Genomic DNA, 19,380 nt, shown 5'->3' with positions numbered 1-19,380 from the left:
GAAAAAAAATCAAGTAATTGCGTTCTTGTTTAACCAGGTTGACAAAGGTAGAGGCATGACGAACGAAACAATAATGGAACCCGCCTTCCTGTTGCCCGACTTAATTGAAATCCAGCGATCTAGTTTTCGTTGGTTTCTAGAAGAAGGGTTAATTGAGGAGCTGAATTCTTTTAGTCCCATTACAGATTATACTGGCAAACTAGAACTGCACTTTTTAGGTCAAAACTATAAGCTCAAAGAACCGAAGTACAGTGTCGAAGAAGCCAAACGACGCGACAGCACTTATGCTGTACAGATGTACGTGCCGACTCGTTTAATTAATAAAGAAACAGGGCACGTAAAAGACCAAGAAGTATTTATTGGCGATTTACCCCTAATGACCGAACGTGGAACGTTCATCATTAACGGTGCTGAAAGGGTAATTGTTAACCAAATTGTCCGATCGCCTGGGGTTTACTACAAATCGGAAATTGACAAAAACGGTCGACGAACTTATTCTGCTAGCTTAATTCCTAATCGGGGTGCATGGCTCAAGTTCGAAACAGACCGTAACGATCTGGTGTGGGTACGTATAGATAAAACCCGCAAACTATCGGCACAGGTCTTACTTAAAGCCCTAAGCTTATCAGATAACGAAATTATGGATGCCTTGCGCCATCCAGATTACTTCGAAAAAACAATTGAAAAAGAAGGGCAGTTTTCTGAAGAAGAAGCCCTAATGGAGTTATATCGTAAGTTACGTCCCGGCGAACCCCCAACGGTTTTAGGGGGACAACAACTGCTAGAATCCCGCTTTTTCGACCCCAAACGTTACGATTTAGGACGTGTAGGACGTTATAAACTCAACAAGAAATTACGCCTACAAGTCCCAGAGACAGTAAGAGTTCTGACTTCCCAAGATATTTTGGCAGCAGTCGATTACTTGATTAACCTTGAGTATGACATCGGTTCCACCGATGATATCGACCACTTGGGTAACCGTCGGGTTAGAAGTGTTGGCGAATTATTACAGAACCAGGTCAGAGTAGGTTTAAATCGTCTAGAGCGGATTATCCGGGAACGGATGACCGTATCAGACGCCGAAGTTCTCACCCCTGCTTCATTGGTGAATCCTAAACCTTTGGTTGCTGCAATTAAGGAATTTTTTGGTTCCAGCCAACTGTCACAATTCATGGATCAAACCAATCCATTGGCGGAATTAACCCACAAACGTCGTCTTTCGGCTCTAGGACCAGGTGGTTTAACCAGGGAACGGGCTGGCTTCGCCGTACGAGATATTCATCCCTCCCACTACGGACGGATTTGTCCGATTGAAACACCTGAAGGTCCCAACGCTGGGCTAATTGGTTCTTTAGCAACCCACGCCAAAGTTAACTTGTATGGTTTCTTAGAAACTCCTTTTAGACCTGTAGAAAATGGGCGGGTAAAATTTGATTTGCCTGTGGCGTACATGACTGCAGATGAAGAAGATGATTTGCAAGTTGCTCCAGGTGATACTCCTGTAGATGAGAACGGTAATATTCTTGGCGATATCATCCCCGTACGCTATCGCCAGGATTGGGCAACAACTACACCAGACCAAGTAGACTATGTAGCGGTATCTCCAGTACAAATTGTATCTGTTGCTACAAGCATGATTCCCTTCTTGGAGCACGACGATGCAAACCGTGCCTTGATGGGTTCAAACATGCAACGGCAAGCTGTACCTCTACTTAAACCAGAACGCCCATTGGTTGGTACTGGTTTGGAAGCTCAAGCAGCGAGAGACTCCGGGATGGTGAAGGTATCCCGTACTGATGGGATTGTAACCTATGTAGATGCAACTGAAATTCGAGTACGTCCGCCTTCTCCAGATGGTAGTGACGACAGGGGACAACCTAAAGAAGCTTTAACTGCAGCTTCCTTGTTCAGTAATCCTCCCGCAACATTGACCGGTACTCCTAAACCCAGTCCAAACGAAATTGTCTACAAACTTTCTAAATATCAACGTTCCAACCAAGACACTTGTTTGAATCAAAAGCCTCTGGTACGTGCCGGTGAAAGAGTAGTTGCCGGACAAGTGTTAGCTGATGGTTCCTCCACAGAAGGTGGAGAACTGGCACTAGGACAAAATATCGTCGTTGCTTATATGCCTTGGGAAGGCTACAACTACGAAGACGCAATTTTGATTAGCGAACGCCTAGTACAAGATGATGTTTATACTTCGATTCACATTGAGAAATATGAAATTGAAGCAAGACAAACCAAACTTGGACCAGAAGAAATTACTCGGGAAATTCCTAATGTTGGTGAAGATGCTCTGCGTCAATTGGACGAACAGGGAATTATTCGTATTGGTGCGTGGGTAGAAGCTGGAGATATTTTGGTTGGTAAAGTCACCCCCAAAGGTGAGTCAGATCAGCCCCCAGAAGAAAAACTTTTGCGAGCCATTTTTGGTGAAAAAGCAAGAGACGTTCGAGATAATTCTCTGCGAGTTCCCAACGGCGAAAAAGGTCGCGTAGTTGATGTACGTTTGTTTACCCGCGAACAGGGTGATGAATTACCCCCTGGGGCTAACATGGTAGTCCGGGTATATGTAGCCCAGAAACGGAAAATTCAAGTTGGCGACAAAATGGCAGGACGCCATGGAAATAAAGGAATTATTTCCCGGATATTACCAATTGAAGATATGCCTTACTTGGCAGATGGCTCTCCTGTAGATATTGTCCTCAATCCCTTGGGCGTACCCAGCCGGATGAATGTTGGGCAGGTCTTTGAATGTTTACTGGGTTGGGCTGGTCAAAATTTGGGCGTACGTTTCAAGATTACTCCCTTCGACGAAATGTATGGGGAAGAATCATCTCGCCAAATTGTCCATGGCAAATTACAAGAAGCCAGGGATGAAACTAACAAAAACTGGATATATAACCCCAAAGATCCGGGCAAAATCGTAGTATACGATGGGCGTACGGGAGAACCATTTGATCGCCCTATTACCGTTGGTGTGGCTTACATGCTGAAACTGGTACATTTGGTGGACGATAAAATTCACGCTCGCTCCACAGGTCCTTACTCCTTGGTTACTCAACAACCCTTGGGTGGTAAAGCACAGCAAGGCGGTCAAAGATTTGGAGAAATGGAAGTATGGGCGCTGGAAGCATTCGGTGCAGCCTACACCCTGCAGGAATTACTCACAGTTAAATCTGATGATATGCAGGGACGTAATGAAGCTTTGAATGCGATCGTAAAAGGTAAAGCAATTCCTCGTCCCGGTACGCCAGAATCCTTCAAAGTTTTGATGCGCGAACTGCAATCCCTTGGACTTGATATCGCAGTGCATAAAGTCGAAACACAAAACGATGGTAGTTCTTTGGATGTAGAAGTGGACTTAATGGCAGATAATAGTTCTCGCCGGACTCCACCCCGTCCAACTTATGAATCCCTCACTCGCGAATCTATCGAAGAAGAATCATAGAAGTATAAAATCCTACAAGGTGGAGTAAATTAAAATCTTCCACCTTGTAGATAAATGCTTAATTCTTCGCTGAAAAATCCCTGTGCTGTGAGCTTTTCGATTCAAAGTTTATTTCCAGAAATTAACTGCAAGAAGATTAGGTTTTACTTTTAAGTTTTGATTTTGAGTATTAATTTTGAATATTAATTTTGATTCTGATTTTGATTTTGAGTTTGAGTTTGAGTTTGAGTTTGAGTTCTGCTCAGTTTTAAAATTTTGCCCTCCTCACAATTGAATAATCCTCCTAGCACGGCGAATTTATCATCCCGTGTTCCTTCATGAAGTCACAACTCAAGTTGGAGAATACTAGACACATGAGACATACCCAGAATAATCAGTTTGACTATGTAAAAATCGGTTTAGCATCACCAGAACGCATTCGCCAATGGGGTGAAAGAACATTACCTAACGGTCAGGTTGTAGGTGAAGTCACTAAGCCAGAAACAATTAATTACCGGACCTTAAAGCCAGAGATGGATGGCTTGTTCTGCGAGCGGATTTTTGGTCCGGCAAAAGATTGGGAATGTCACTGCGGTAAATATAAACGGGTACGTCACCGGGGAATAGTTTGCGAACGTTGCGGTGTAGAAGTTACCGAATCGCGAGTACGCCGCCATCGTATGGGCTACATCAAGCTGGCTGCACCTGTAGCTCACGTCTGGTATCTCAAAGGTATTCCTAGCTATATTTCTATTTTGCTAGATATGCCCCTCCGGGATGTGGAGCAAATTGTCTACTTTAATTCCTACGTGGTACTCAGTCCTGGAAATGCTGAAACTTTGACCTATAAACAGCTTTTAACTGAGGATCAATGGCTAGAAATAGAAGATCAAATTTATAGCGAAGATTCTCAACTTGAAGGAGTAGAAGTAGGTATTGGAGCCGAAGCACTGCTGCGCTTACTGTCCGATCTAACTCTGGATCAAGAAGCAGAAGGTTTGCGAGAAGAAATTACCACAGCCAAGGGTCAGAAGCGGGCTAAATTAATTAAACGTTTGCGGGTAATCGATAACTTTATTGCCACCGGTTCCAAGCCAGAGTGGATGGTAATGACTGTAATTCCCGTTATTCCACCGGATTTACGTCCGATGGTACAGCTAGATGGTGGTAGATTTGCTACTAGCGATTTAAACGATTTATACCGCCGGGTAATTAATCGTAATAATCGATTGGCGCGTTTGCAAGAAATCTTAGCACCAGAAATTATTGTCCGTAATGAAAAACGGATGTTGCAAGAAGCTGTAGATGCTTTGATTGATAACGGTCGGCGCGGACGAACCGTGGTTGGAGCGAATAACCGTCCGTTAAAATCTTTGTCAGATATTATTGAAGGGAAACAGGGACGTTTCCGACAAAACTTACTAGGTAAACGGGTAGATTACTCCGGACGTTCAGTAATTGTCGTTGGACCCAAATTAAAAATTCACCAGTGTGGTTTGCCAAGGGAAATGGCAATCGAACTGTTTCAACCATTTGTGATTAACCGCCTCATTCGTAGCGGTATGGTCAACAATATCAAAGCTGCTAAAAAACTGATATCAAGGGCTGACCCCAGCGTTTGGGATGTTCTTGAAGAAGTGATTGAAGGACATCCGGTCATGTTGAACCGAGCGCCAACACTGCACCGTTTAGGAATCCAAGCTTTTGAGCCAATCTTAGTAGAAGGAAGAGCAATTCAGTTGCATCCGTTGGTTTGTCCAGCATTTAATGCTGACTTTGATGGCGACCAAATGGCGGTACATGTACCCTTGTCTTTGGAAGCACAATCAGAAGCGAGATTATTAATGCTTGCTTCCAATAATATTTTATCGCCAGCAACCGGGACACCAATTGTAACACCTAGCCAAGATATGGTTTTGGGTGCTTATTATTTAACAGCGGACAATCCTAAAGCAAAGAGAGGTGAAGGAAAATACTTTACTTCCCTTGATGATGTGATTCTAGCTTTCGAACAACATCAAATCGACTTACATGCTTACGTATACGTACGCTATGACGGAGAAGTTGAAACAGACAAGCCAGATACAGAACCAGTTAAAGTTCACGAAAACAGTGATGGTAGTAGAACTTTAGAGTACAAGTTCCGCAGAGTCAGACAAGATGGCAATGGTAATTTTATCTCTCAGTATATAAAGACAACACCTGGACGGGTAATTTTCAATAAAGCTATTGAAGAAGCGATCGCCAGTTAAAGGTTACGAACATAAAGGCTAAAGTCATACACCAATGACCTTAGCCAAAATTGTTACTTACAGTTTTTGAAGTTAGAGTTTTTTGTCGTACGTATTCAAGTTTTTCAAGGGGCATTCAAACCAACAGAATGTGGCAAATATCACAGAAGTGACCTTTAAGGTAATACTCAGTTATTAACTCGTAATCAAACCACTTACAAATGTACGAGCTTCCATCCTAAATTTATTGAGATTATGCAGTTAGAGTCTTAGCTGCACTAAATTATCTTGGGGATCTGCTTACTACAAACTACTTCTGTGTAGTGCGTGCAAATTACGAATAATTTCTTCGCTGTTTTCTTATAGTTCCTTAGCTCTGTCGAGCAAATTATCAAATGTGGCAGTTAGTTAATACCCGGCGAAATTCTCTATTTTACCCGTTCGAGGAAAAACAGAAAAGTACAAACACAAACAAACTTATCTTTATATCTATCACTCAGCAAAAAGTAACAAGTAATAGCTTTTCCAAGTTTTTGCTTGGGTAATTTTAGTTGATGGACAGTTCACTATTTACTAATAACTGACTAAGGGAACTCGGACTTATGAGTAACGAGCAAAAAATGATTTTTCGCAATCGTGTAGTTGGTAAAAAGCAACTTAAAAAGTTAATTTCTTGGTCTTTTACGACCTATGGTACGGCACGCACGGCCGTGATGGCAGATAAATTAAAAGCTTTAGGATTTCGTTACGCTACTAAAGCCGGAGTTTCCATCAGTATCGATGATTTGATGGTGCCTCCATCCAAACGAACTTTACTGGATGCTGCAGAAGCTGAAATTCGAGCTACCGAGGAACGTTATCAAAGGGGAGAAATTACTGAAGTTGAACGATTCCAAAAAGTTATTGACACTTGGAATAATACCAACGAAACTCTCAAAGATGAAGTAGTTTATAACTTTGAGAAAAGTAATCCCTTGAATTCGGTATACATGATGCAGAACTCTGGGGCAAGGGGTAATATTTCCCAGGTTCGACAATTGGTAGGTATGCGGGGACTAATGGCAGATCCCCAAGGACAAATTATTGCCTTACCAATTAAAACAAACTTCCGGGAAGGACTTACTGTTACCGAATATATTATTTCGTCTTATGGTGCGCGCAAAGGACTAGTAGATACAGCATTGAGAACTGCTGACTCTGGTTATCTTACCCGTCGCCTAGTAGACGTATCTCAAGACGTAATTATTCGGGAAATCGACTGTGGTACTAGTCGGGTTATTCCCATACGTCCGATGAGAGAAGGCGAGAAAATATTAATCCCTCTGGCTACACGTTTGCTGGGACGCGTAATCGGCGTTGATGTCATACATCCCAAAACCAAAGAATTAATTGCCGCACGTAATACCCCGATTTCTGAAGAACTGGCGAGTGAAATTGAAAAATCTGGCGTGCAGGAAGTGCAAGTTCGTTCTCCTCTTACCTGTGAAGCTGCTCGTTCGGTATGTCAGTCCTGCTATGGCTGGAGTTTGGCACATGCCAAGATGGTAGATTTGGGTGAAGCTGTAGGTATTATTGCTGCTCAAAGTATTGGTGAGCCTGGAACCCAGTTGACCATGCGTACTTTCCACACTGGTGGTGTATTTACTGGTGAAGTTGCTCAACAAGTACGTTCAAAAACTGACGGGAAAGTCGTCTTTAAGAAAAAATTCCGTACCAGACCCTACCGTACCCGCCATGGGGAAGATGCGTTGTACGTAGAAACTAATGGTAGTTTAGTTATCGAATCAGCAAGCGGTCAAACATCGAAAGAGATTTCGATGACCCAAGGTTCAACTTTATATATTGTTGAAGGTCAGCAGGTAAAACAAGGTGAACTATTGGCAGAAGTTGCCTTGGGTGCGCGCGGTACTCGTGCCAATACAGAGAAAGCTGTGAAAGACGTGGCTTCTGACTTGGCTGGAGAAGTTAAGTTTGCCGGAGTAACTTCAGAACAAAAAACTGACCGTCAAGGTAATACTACCACTACTGCTGCACGAGGAGGACTAATCTGGATTTTATCTGGGGAAGTATATAATCTTCCACCAGGAGCCGAGCTGGTAGTGAAAAATGGTGACAGAATTGACACCAATGGCGTGTTGGCAGAAACAAAATTAACAACAACCCATGGAGGTGTAGTTCGCTTACCGGAACCAATTCCTGGTAAGTCAACCAGAGAAATTGAAATTATCACTGCTTCGGTAGTCCTAGACCAAGCAAAAGTTACCGTACAAAGTCAGCAAGGTCGTAATAATTACTTAATTACCACTGGAAATAATCAATCCTTCAATTTGCGGGCAACTCCTGGAACCAAAGTTCAAAACGGTCAAGTAGTTGCGGAGTTGATTGACGATCGCTACCGCACCACAACAGGAGGTTTACTCAAATATGCCGATGTTGAAATCCAGAAAAAAGGTAAGGCAAAACAAGGTTATGAAGTAACCAAAGGTGGAACCTTACTGTGGATTCCTGAAGAAACCCATGAGGTAAATAAAGATATTTCCCTCTTACTCGTAGAAGATGGTAAGTATGTAGAAGCCGGAACAGAAGTAGTTAAAGATATCTTCTGCCAAAATAGTGGTGTAGTCGAAGTTACCCAGAAAAATGATATTCTCCGAGAAGTGGTTATTAAACCTGGAGAACTCTTAATGGTCGACGACCCTGAGAAAATCATGGGTAAGGATGGCTCATTTGTCCAACCAGGTGAGGAAATCTTAGGACAAGTCGTTTCCCAATTACGTTACGTTGAATATATAGATTCTCCCGAAGGTCCGGCAATTCTAACTCGCCCAGTGGTAGAGTTCCCCGTTTCTGAAAACCCAAACGTTCCTTCTACAACTTCAGTCAGTCAGCAAACAGGACGTTCAATTCAATTGCGAGCAGTGCAAAGACTGCCCTATAAAGATGCCGAACGCGTTAAATCTGTTGAAGGTGTCGATTTAATGCGAACTCAGTTAGTGCTGGAAATAGAGCAAGATAACGAGCAAGAAATCAATACTACTCCCCTAGCTGCGGACATTGAATTGATTGAAGATTTAGACAACTCAGAAATCCAGCGTTTACAGATGGTAATCCTCGAATCATTGGTGATTCGACGCGATATAGCTGCTGATGCAACCCAAGGTAGTACTCAAACCAAACTAGAAGTAAAAGACGGAGATACAATTACACCTGGAGCAGTGGTCGCACGAACTCAAATTCTTTCCAAAGGGGGAGGTATTATTCGTGGAGTCCAAAAGGGAGTAGAAGCAGTTCGACGTTGTTTACTCTTGCGTGAAAATGACACCATCACCAAGCATATTAATGCGGAACCGACGATAAAAGTTGGCGACTTACTTGTTGAAGGGGCTCCTATTGCAGAAGGTATATTTACCGAAGAGTCTGGACAAGTTGTTCATGTCAGCAAAGCCGCTGCAAATGGTGATAGCTCGGCACTAGCAACCCAACAAAGCACCATAACAATTCGTGTTGGTCGTCCATATCGAGTCAGTCCCGGTGCTGTCTTGCAAATAGAAGATGGTGGTCTGGTACAACGTGGTGATAACTTAGTGATGCTGGTTTATGAACGAGCTAAAACTGGGGATATCATCCAAGGTTTGCCCAGAATTGAAGAACTTCTAGAAGCGCGCAAACCAAAAGAAGCTTGTTTGCTGGTACGCAGAGGAGGAGAAGTTAAATTTGTTTATGGTGATGGGGATGAAGTAATTGCAGTTAAAGTCGTTGAAAGTAATGGTGTAGTTACGGATTACACATTAGGTCCCGGTCAAAACTTAATGGTCGGCGATGGTGAAATTGTAACAGCCGGACAGACATTAACTGATGGACCTGCAAATCCCCACGAAATTTTGGACGTATTCTTCAGTCTTGGCTCAGAAGACGGTACCTACGCTTGTGCTAGCTATGCTCTGGAAAAAGTCCAAACATTCTTAGTAAATCAAGTACAGTCAGTTTATCAATCCCAGGGTATTGATATTGCCGACAAACATATTGAGGTAATTGTTCGTCAAATGACCTCAAAAGTACGTATAGATGATGGTGGTGACACCACAATGTTACCTGGAGAATTGATAGAACTACGCCAAGTCGAACAGGTAAATGAAGCAATGGCAATTACTGGTGGTGCTCGTGCAGAATATACCCCCGTGTTGCTAGGTATCACTAAAGCATCTTTGAATACAGACAGCTTTATTTCTGCTGCATCATTCCAAGAAACAACTCGTGTACTTACTGAAGCCGCAATCGAAGGTAAGTCCGACTGGTTGCGCGGTCTGAAGGAAAACGTAATTATCGGAAGACTGATTCCTGCAGGTACTGGTTTTAACACTTATGAAGAACCCAGTCCAATCGATGATTACCCCACAGATCTCACCAGTAGTGTCTTGGATGAGGTTGATGACCCAATGGATATGGTGTTAGACGATCGTACTGCTCGTGCTTATAATTTAGACTCGCCGACCCTTACTGAATCTGGATTTATGTCTCCGACAATGGATAATTCAATATTAGGTGGTGAAGATGAATTGATTCCCCCAGAAATTCAGGATTTAGGAGAAGAGCGGCAAAACAATAATGATTTCCCTGGTGGAAGCAGTTTTAACTTTGGTGACTTTTCCAGCTAGGTAAATATTTTTGTAATTTGAAAAAGCATTCTCATAATAAGAGAATGCTTTTTTCTTACTTATGTTCTGTGTAATTAAAAAATTGATATATCGCACTATAATTTTGTCTCACATAAGATTATTTAGTCTTATGGAAATACTTAACCAACGCTTGAGCCATGGTTTTATAAAGACTTACATTTGACATTATTCGGAGTAAAAAACATATAATTTTTCACATTAGGTAGATTTTTTTTGAGTCAATAAATTATTAAATTCATAACTATTGCCTAAGTTATATGCTCTACATATCAAGACAAAAAACTAATTAACTATACAAATTTTTATCCTGTTATTTTTAATCCTAATCATCAACATAGAGTATGTTAGTTGAGTACAGTACGGCAAACTTGAGATACATCTATGTCCTTTATAAACGTTTTGTCACGATGAATTAGTTTCTATGTTTGCAAACATAAGATGTACAAGATTTATTTTTATCGAGTAGGAACTGCTATATATATTTTTTCAAAATCAAAGGTAATTAATGGCTTGCTGTTTGCGTAGCGTAGCGTTAGCTAAAAAAGTAGAGTTACGTAAATCTAGAAGCCACAAAGCTTGCAAAACAGTTATTTCATACCTTAGTTTCTAATCTACCTAGCTATATTGCAAACTAAAGTGCAAGGTTTTTGAGACTGTAAATGTTATTTCCTTGCACTTGTTTGACACGAAAAAACTTTAAAACCTAACCTGTATTACTTTCTAGTATTATTCAGCAAGCCCTAGTTACTTTACAGTATTAGTAGGTTTGATTATGAAACACTTGTTTGTCGCTAGTAGTTTGGCATTGAATCACGAAATAAGATTTTTATATGACTGTATTTTCAAAATTAATGCTTTTTTTTAACTTCAAATATAATAATTATAAATAGGTAACAGCTTACTTAAAATAATCAGATAAATCTCTATAAGTAGCTTTTTTTAGAATAAAAATACTAATGATGTGAAATACAAGAATATGATTAATTTTAAACCACAAACAAATAATTTAAACCTGCCATCAAAATAGTCTGAGTAATATTATTTTTCATAGTTGAATTTTTATCTTGAAATATTAGCTTGCAAGGTAATATACATAGTTAAGTAAATATTAATACACTTATATTGTTATACTTTCAAAGTAATATCAATAATATCTTTCAATAATCTTGAAAATAATAAGTAGTGATTCATTCAAAACTATAGTAAGCCAATTGTAAAAATTTCGTAAAGAATGCAAAGTAACCTAAGATAATTGAATGCTGTATCTGAGATAGTGCCACCTAAATTATTGTTCCAATGATTTCGAAGTTTACAAACTAAACAAATCAGTATGTTTTTCAAGCAAAAAATGCGTTAAAATTAAGATACTAAAGTACGGCGCACTCTAACTTACCCAAGTTTATCAATGTAAAGTTATAAACAGAGGTAAATAATTTAAATATAGTATGTCCCCAATTAGGACATATCAACTAAGTCAAATAAATTGTTAATTTCCCAAATATGGGTACCAGAAACTAAGATTTTGATATATAGCGTTTGTACAACTAATAGCTCATGAATTACAAGGATAGGTAAAATTTATACTGTTATCCCTTTTGATGAATGAATATAGTGTGTGGCACTAGTAACAAGTACACCCATTTACAAATACTTTTTTGAAATTGGGAAAATAGTCAGAATAGAGCATATCTAATACAACCTACATTTAGTTTGCACTCAAAAACTAAATGTATAGTAAGTAAATTTTTAACCTAGATTAACTAACACCATGTGCCCTCAAGCCATGGAAGTTTTAAAAAAATACAAGTTAAGCTAGATAACAGAGTTCAAAAAAGCTACTAAAACCTCTTTTGAGGAAGGTAAGCAATATTTTGAATTCAGGTGGGTATATATTAAAGTTGGCATTGTCCTTACTCCATGCTGCGAATCATCACTCAGCAAGCAGATGTAATAGCTGAACTACAGCGGATCTGCAATCGCACAAATGACGAACAAGTATTTCACAAGGAAGCAACAGTAAAAGAAGTGTTGCAATCTGTGAAATCTCAAGGTGACAAAGCTCTGCTACATTACACTGCAGAATTTGACAAACAAAAATTCACTCCTGAGGAACTGCGCGTTAGTGGCTCAGAACTAGACATTGCTTATCAGAAAGTTAACTCAGACTTGCTCGAAGCAATTAAACTAGCGTGTCGGAGAATAGAGGCTTTTCACCGCCAGCGAGTCCCGAAAGATTGGGTGCACTTTGGTTCGGATGAAATTGTGCTAGGCAAGCGTTATACACCAGTAGATAGTGCAGGTCTGTACGTTCCTGGTGGTCGAGCCGCTTATCCAAGTACGGTGCTAATGAATGCGATTCCAGCAAGAGTTGCTGGTGTCGAGCGCATAGTAATGGTAACTCCACCAGGAGGGGACAATGGGATTAATCCAGCAGTGCTAGTTGCAGCACAAGAAGCTGGTGTTAAGGAAATTTATCGTATTGGTGGAGCACAGGCTGTAGCGGCTCTTGCCTATGGTACAGAGACAATCCCCAAGGTCGATCTAATAACTGGACCAGGTAATATTTACGTTACCTTAGCGAAGAAACAGGTCTACGGGACCGTAGGCATTGATTCTTTAGCAGGACCAAGTGAAGTACTAATTATTGCAGATAAAACAGCCAACCCGGTCGACGTAGCAACTGATTTGCTTGCCCAAGCCGAACATGACCCGATGGCTGCGGCAATATTGCTCACGAATGATACGGTGTTGGCAAAAAATGTACAAGTAGCAGTAGAAAGACAACTAGTCGATCATCCAAGGCGTACCCTTACAGAAAAAGCGATCGCTCACTATGGTCTGATAGTAGTTGTGGAATCTTTGCAAGCAGCAGCAGAATTTTCAAATGAATTTGCACCGGAACATTTGGAATTAGAAATCGAAGACCCTTGGGCTTTGTTACCTCAAATCCGCCATGCTGGGGCAATATTTTTAGGTCATTCAACACCAGAAGCTGTAGGAGATTATTTGGCTGGACCAAATCATACATTACCAACTTCCGGAGCAGCCCGTTATTCCTCAGCATTGAGTGTGGAAACTTTTCTTAAACACTCCAGTATTATCCAGTATTCTCATACAGCTTTAGAAAAAGTCGCAGGTGCAATTGACTTATTAGCAACAACAGAAGGTTTACCTTCCCATGCTGATTCAGTCAAACGTCGGATTCGAAAAGAAGAGCGACAAGAAACACCTTCTCCAGAAAATAATACTCAGTCGGAATTTCGAAATCGAGAAACAGAATAAATAATTATTTTTTTAAGTTGGAGACGTGGAATTTCTGCGTCTCTTTAATTTGCTTAATATTTTTAATTTGCTTAATATTTCTGAGTTGACACTCCCACGTCTAAAAGGAGTGGGTTTTGTGCTCCGAGGCTATAAGCTGGGAGATTATATTTTGCATATTTTGCTATAAAGAGAACAGGAAACTGGGAACAGGCTTGGACGCAGCAAGCTGAACAGACTCTGTGCTCTTTCAACGCGCCATCCGGCGTAGCTACCTCGCAGGGTGCTAATGCTGAGTAAGACAAGAAATAAAAAATGTCCTAACGCAAAAATATAGTGATATAAAGATTGAAATAAATATTATTATCCAAAGACCTTATAGCTAATGTCAGTTTAATTGCTCTATTTATTTTTAATCATGAATAATTTTACATTTGGAAATTTATTGTCTATTTCGAGCGATGCTTAATTCTTAATTTTTTTGGAGACCTTTGACAAAAACTAGTTAATGGCCTCAAACTAAAGTTTAAGGAATATACAAACCGCAGCATCTTTCTACTTTGGCTATGCTTGGGTGCCATAGCTTGTTTTAAGATTACCAATTTGATGTTAGATGTTGGCTCTTACTCTTGAGGAGAAAATAGTGGTGCTAAAGACAGTTTTAGTTGCTCTGGATGGTTCAGAAATATCAGGACAGGTTATTCAGACTTTGCAAGAATTACTACTCCCTTCAAATAGCAAAGTTGTTTTTTGTCACGTCTTTCCACCTCCAGAATCAGAAATGCAGCTAGTCGCAGACCGTCCCCATTCAGAGTCAGCAACTCTTCCTTACGTACAAGTGGAAAAACAATTACAGTCTTACCAAGCCCAATTAAAAGTAGATAGTGAATTGGAATTAGTCAGTGGAGATACAGCTGAAGAAATTATTCGTCTTGCCAACATCTATAAAGCAGATTTGATTGTGATTGGTACTCGTGGTTTAACTGGTATGAAACGAATTATTGAAGGTTCTGTCAGTTCCCAAGTACTTGAGGATGCTCAATGTTCGGTTTTAGTTGTTAAACCAAAATTATACAGGTAGCTGACTGTTTACTAATAATTAACTACTTCGTATTTGGTTAATATAAGTTTGACTATAAATTTGGCCGATCTGAAATTTAGATTAAAGTTATGTATTTTATCGGTAAAAGAATAAACATTACTCTTTTGTCTGGATTTTAAAAGTATTTTAATGAAGTAATTAAGTTAAGAAATCAAGATTTAATTGCATCATGAATGATATTTTCATTCATCTAATAGTCATAATTGGTAGCAACTAGCCTTAAATTTTATTTTCCTTTATTTCATATAAAGTTTATTCTAAATATCTCTGTAGCTTCTTGATAGGTATTGATTACAGGCTGAGCCGCACCTGCGGTGTTTATAAGCGGCGTAGCCGTTCACCGTAAGTGCCCCTCACATCCGCGCCGCGCTTAATGCGTTCAAACGTCGGTGCTGCAGGCTAAACACGTACCGTAAAACATAACAGACCGCGCTGAAACCTGTGAATATAAGTTTGTAACTTTTGTTAAAATTCAGCATTAGCATACGTAAGTATTGAGTGTTCGTTAGCTGCAGCTAAATGAAATGCTAAGTTGCATACAATAGTTATATACTTTTCCAATATCGCAATGAAGCTCATTCAAATGGACTTAAATAAAATAGTACCATAACATCTTGCGTACACTATTTTATACATGTTGTCAATTTTTACTGATATATAATTATTCGAAGTGCTAGTATCTTACTAGCATCCAACTTTAAATACGATACTGTTATATTCTTGTAAACTAACACCGATGCTGCTTAATAACCGCTATCAAGTTTTGCAAACCTTAGGAAGCGGTGGATTTGGGGAAACTTTTTTAGCAGAAGATACCCAAATGCCTTCCTTGCGTCGTTGCGTGATTAAACAATTAAAACCAATAGCTAGTAACCCCCAGGTTTACGAATTGGTACAAGAGCGATTTGGGCGAGAAGCTGCAGTGTTAGAAAAATTGGGAGAAAATAACGATCAAATTCCTAGCCTATATGCTTACTTTCAGTTTAAAGAGCGATTTTATTTAGTACAAGAATATGTGGAAGGTGAGACGTTAACTGCAAAAATTCAGAAGCAAGAGTCTTTATCTGAAAATGAAGTACAAGATATCTTAACCAGCTTGCTACCAATTTTAGAATACGTACACAACCAAAAGATTATTCATCGGGATATTAAACCAGAAAATATCATTTTGCGGCACCGAGATAAAAAACCTATATTGATAGATTTTGGTGCAGTAAGAGAAATAATGGGAACTGTAATTAATTCCCAGGGGAATGCTGCACGTTCGATTATTATTGGTACCCCAGGATATATGTCCAGCGAACAAGCAGCAGGTAGGCCGGTCTACTCAAGTGACCTCTACAGTTTGGGAATGACAGCAATATATCTATTGACAGGTAAAAAACCCCAAGAGTTACAAGTAAACCCAATTACTGGAGAACTTATCTGGCATGAATATGCAGCAGGTATAAGTCCAGGAATGATAGGGGTAATTGATAAAGTAACCCAATATCATCCAAGAGATCGTTTTTCTACTGCGGGAGAAATGTTAGAAGCTCTAGAAAGTGATTTTGTACCTTTAGATCCGACGGTGCATTATGTCCGAGAGCCAGTAGATACTCAACCACCTAGTTTTGCTGTTTCGTCTTCATCAGCATCGCCTGATATTATAAGACAAGATTTATTTTCAACTACAAACATTTCTAGTACGAATAAATCGGACGCTGGAGAAAGTAAAAAAAATCTTATTCTCGGTTTAGCCATAGGGAGTTCAATCCTAGGGAGTTTGATTGGTGCTTCGGTAATTATTGGTTTTATGTTAAATAGATCGCCACAAGTTGTGGAACCAAATACCCAAACATCTATTCAACAACCAAATACAATTCAAAAACCTAATACAATTCAAAAACCTAATACAATTCAACAACCCAATACAATTCAAAAACCTAATACAATTCAACAACCCAATACAATTCAAAAACCCAATACAGAATCTCAAATTTCCGAGACGGCTGAACCTCCTAGTGATGATTACTCTTGGCTTTCTCAAAGATTAGCAAAAAATGTAGATTTGGATGATAAAAGTGCCTTAGACCTAGATATCATGCGAAATTCGGTTTTTGCTCGTCACGGCTATCGTTTTAGGACTATCAAATTACAAGAATATTTTGATAAACAGCCTTGGTACAAGCCCAAGTATCTACCACAGGACTTCCCAGACAATTTGCTCTCGGATATAGAAATACAAAACGTAGAATTTATTGCTAAATATCAGGACAGTAATAATAAAAGATATTTTCCGAAATAAATTTATTAAATGATAATTGTTAATTGGTTATATGTTTTAAGGATTTATAAGATATTTTGTTCCTATATATTTCCAGTAGCGAACTACTTCATCACTACTGTTCACTGTTTTGAGAATTGTATCGAACAATATTTAGATAATAATCGGTCTTTCAAGCATACTTGTAATTTATTTTTAAATTCTTATATTTGGGATATTTCTTCTATCTAATCGCGTCTGCACATGTTGTAATGTACTCTTTTAGTTGTGATGTACTCTTTTAAAGGTGTGCTTACTATAAGTAAAAATAATAATATTACAGCTTTTCACGGAGCATGAACACAAAGCTGCTGAACAATCGTTATCAGGTGATCGAAGTATTAGGTGCAGGTGGATTTGGTGAAACCTTTTTGGCTGAAGATACCTATATGCCTTCTCGTCGTCGTTGTGTCATTAAAAAACTTAAGACCATAACAGGTGACCCACGAACTTATGAAAAAATCAAACAACGCTTCGAAAGAGAAGCTGCGACATTAGAGTTTTTGGGTGAAGGTAGCGACCAAGTTCCTAAGCTCTATGCTTATTTTTCCGAACAGGGACTCTTTTATCTGGTTCAGGAATGGATCCAAGGTCAAACTTTAACTGAAATAATTGAAGCCAAAGGTGCTCTTTCAGAAACGGAAGTGAAAAGCATTTTATTAAATTTGCTTTCTGTCCTTGATTACGTGCACAGTAAACATATTATTCATCGGGATATTAAACCGGATAATGTTATTTTATCTGCTAATACTGGCAAACCAGTTTTGATTGATTTTGGTGCGGTCAAAGAAACTATACGCACAATTGCAAATTCTCCAGGACGCTTTACAGAATCATTAATTATTGGTACGCCAGGTTACATGCCCAGCGAGCAGGCGATTGGACGTCCAATTTATGCGACAGATATTTATAGTTTGGGTTTAACAGCAATTTTTCTGTTGACTGGTAAATGTCCTCAAGAGTTACAAACAGATCGCCAAACAGGGGAAATACGTTGGCAAGAATATGCACCGGGAGTTTCTCCCCAACTAGCTCAAATCTTGAATCAAGCTATTCAACTTCAAGCAGGCGATCGCTTCACCACTGCGAGTAAAATGCTCGATGCTTTGAAGACTGAAAATACGGGCATTCCCAGCACCATCAAAGTCAAACCCAAACAGCCAGTAACTCAAAAAACTATTGCTCTTGCTCCCAATGCTGGTAAGTCCAATCAACCCGTACAGAAATCTAAATCTTTATCCAATTCCAAAAATAATTCAGTCGCTCCAACTTCTTCGATTTTGACCTCGCAAGTTTGGCAAAAACCCCCTGTAATTATTGGGAGTTTAATACTTGGTAGCTTACTTGGTGCAATAGCCATTTCCAGTTTTGCAATTTCCAGCTTTGAGCGTCAGGAAAAAAGTGAAGAGAGTTTTGCTAAATCAAATGTTGAATCAGCCAGGGAAACACCATCTTCAATTAACCCTGGAGACAAAAATCCTACGGAAAATTCTTTAACATCTCCATCGCCTAACACTGAACCTGAAAATAAGCTTAATCCGGTAACCTCACCTTCCCCACCTGTTGATACGAATACAGCACCAGTTGATACAAATGTAGAATCTGCTGCAAAGACACAACAAGAGCCAGAAAATACTGAAGAAAGCGAGTCAGAAAAAGCTACTCAAGAGAATGAAACAAATCAGCAAGTAAACTCAGAATCAACAAATACTGTCCAGAATTCAGAAAATAATCGTTCGACTGTACCCACATCTTCTACTCCAGATAATACTCCCATAGGACAAGATGGAGAAAAAACTCAGTCGTCACCAGAAAATTCTGCTTCTCCCCAAGAAAAATCCCCTGAAGTTTCTTCCGAGGAAACAAATTCTCCACAGGAACAGAAAGCAAAAATTGAAGAGCAACAAATAGCAGCAAATAGAAATAACAATATTAGAGTTCCTGCTTTTCCTGTTGGAACAACGAAGGATGCTATTCAAGGAACCCTAGGAAGACCAAATAAAAATTCTCGAGGAGTATACAGAAACACCCGAGCTTATCTTTATAATCAGCCAAATGAGGTAGATCTTGGCTACATAGTCGATAAAACATCTGGAGCCTTAAGACAAACAGAAGTTTCCTTTCCTCAATCTGCAGGCAAAGATGCGATGCAAGTAACGCTACAAGGAATGTTAGGCGGTAATATATCGAATGATATTAAAAAAGAATTAGAAAGAGTTTATCAGCGTCAAAAGAGAAAACACTGCTTTAGAGGAAATGGATTAAAAGGAGTTATTGAACGCAATCAAAAAGGTAGAATTTACATAGCAGTCTGGGATTCCAAACTACACAGTGGATGTTAATTGTTAACGGTTAAGCATTAAGTTTAACCG

At 39.5% G+C, this 19,380-nt stretch carries 7 protein-coding genes; all 7 read left to right on the top strand.

The features are described from left to right. Nucleotides 1-55: 55 nt before the first annotated feature. The 7 genes from rpoB to BC008_RS14545 all read left to right on the top strand — a co-directional run bounded on the left by rpoB (nucleotide 56) and on the right by BC008_RS14545 (nucleotide 19,350). The gene (gene rpoB, locus BC008_RS14575; protein WP_027842276.1) at nucleotides 56-3,454 is read left to right on the top strand and encodes a DNA-directed RNA polymerase subunit beta; all 3,399 of its coding nucleotides are present in this window, start codon (nucleotides 56-58) and stop codon (nucleotides 3,452-3,454) included. A 353-nt stretch (nucleotides 3,455-3,807) separates the two neighbouring features. Beyond that, complete coding sequence (locus tag BC008_RS14570; RefSeq protein ID WP_027842275.1) at nucleotides 3,808-5,685, top strand: DNA-directed RNA polymerase subunit gamma; 1,878 nt, start codon at nucleotides 3,808-3,810, stop codon at nucleotides 5,683-5,685. A gap of 581 nt (nucleotides 5,686-6,266) precedes the next feature. Beyond that, entirely contained in the window at nucleotides 6,267-10,319 is a 4,053-nt protein-coding gene (locus BC008_RS14565) for a DNA-directed RNA polymerase subunit beta'' (RefSeq protein ID WP_058183630.1), read from the top strand. A gap of 1,938 nt (nucleotides 10,320-12,257) precedes the next feature. Beyond that, nucleotides 12,258-13,622 (top strand): histidinol dehydrogenase, encoded by a 1,365-nt coding sequence (hisD, locus tag BC008_RS14560; protein ID WP_058183629.1) that lies wholly within the window; start codon nucleotides 12,258-12,260, stop codon nucleotides 13,620-13,622. Between the two features lie 625 nt (nucleotides 13,623-14,247). Continuing rightward, entirely contained in the window at nucleotides 14,248-14,682 is a 435-nt protein-coding gene (locus BC008_RS14555) for a universal stress protein (RefSeq protein ID WP_027842274.1), read from the top strand. 757 nt (nucleotides 14,683-15,439) lie between these two features. Continuing rightward, nucleotides 15,440-16,990, top strand: coding sequence for a protein kinase domain-containing protein (locus BC008_RS14550; protein ID WP_058183628.1), 1,551 nt, complete (start codon nucleotides 15,440-15,442; stop codon nucleotides 16,988-16,990). A 314-nt stretch (nucleotides 16,991-17,304) separates the two neighbouring features. Next, nucleotides 17,305-19,350, top strand: a complete 2,046-nt coding sequence (locus BC008_RS14545) for a protein kinase domain-containing protein (protein WP_027841810.1) — start codon at nucleotides 17,305-17,307, stop codon at nucleotides 19,348-19,350. Nucleotides 19,351-19,380 lie beyond the last annotated feature (30 nt).

The sequence above is a fragment of the Mastigocoleus testarum BC008 genome (assembly GCF_001456025.1).
Taxonomy (GTDB): domain Bacteria; phylum Cyanobacteriota; class Cyanobacteriia; order Cyanobacteriales; family Nostocaceae; genus Mastigocoleus; species Mastigocoleus testarum.
Note: the sequence above shows the minus strand (reverse complement) of the source record. Positions and strands in the feature narration are given on the sequence as shown.

Excerpts from the sequence above, each read along its gene's own strand:
- rpoB (WP_027842276.1), top strand. The coding sequence starts at position 56 with ATGACGAACGAAACAATAATGGAACCCGCCTTCCTGTTGCCCGACTTA.
- hisD (WP_058183629.1), top strand. The coding sequence starts at position 12,258 with ATGCTGCGAATCATCACTCAGCAAGCAGATGTAATAGCTGAACTACAG.
- BC008_RS14570 (WP_027842275.1), top strand. The coding sequence starts at position 3,808 with ATGAGACATACCCAGAATAATCAGTTTGACTATGTAAAAATCGGTTTA.
- BC008_RS14545 (WP_027841810.1), top strand. The coding sequence starts at position 17,305 with ATGAACACAAAGCTGCTGAACAATCGTTATCAGGTGATCGAAGTATTA.
- BC008_RS14565 (WP_058183630.1), top strand. The coding sequence starts at position 6,267 with ATGAGTAACGAGCAAAAAATGATTTTTCGCAATCGTGTAGTTGGTAAA.
- BC008_RS14550 (WP_058183628.1), top strand. The coding sequence starts at position 15,440 with ATGCTGCTTAATAACCGCTATCAAGTTTTGCAAACCTTAGGAAGCGGT.